Annotated in this window: 1 protein-coding gene; it reads right to left on the reverse strand. The window is 36.5% G+C overall.

Features of this window, described 5'->3' with window-relative positions; translation table 11 throughout:
• Window positions 1-183: hypothetical protein (locus HMPREF9441_RS18805; protein WP_039865647.1), on the reverse strand; the 183-nt coding region annotated here is incomplete at its 3' end.
• Between the last annotated feature and the right edge of the window lie 135 nt (window positions 184-318).

Here is a 318-nt window from a genome sequence, read left to right on the forward strand (position 1 = left end):
TTTGTAAATGTCTATACCAGCAGATATACCAGTAGATAGGCATATAAAGACATTAATCATCATAGTCCAAAATACTTTGGGTTCAAGATTTGTTACTACAATGTAAGCAATATTAACTCCTGCAGTAAGAAGGGTAACAACAAATATAGCGCTTCTTACATCTCTTTTTAAAAAAGGTTTCATAAAAAACATTTATTTTTTAGGTTAAACAAGAATTTCATTTGTGGGTTCTAAGCCTATTTGCGCTCTTGCTCTTCTCTCTTACACCGCTCCCACCAGTCCCATTCCTCCCAGCCTTCCCATTCCTCCCAGTCTTCC

This window comes from Paraprevotella clara YIT 11840 (assembly GCF_000233955.1).
Classification (GTDB): domain Bacteria; phylum Bacteroidota; class Bacteroidia; order Bacteroidales; family Bacteroidaceae; genus Paraprevotella; species Paraprevotella clara.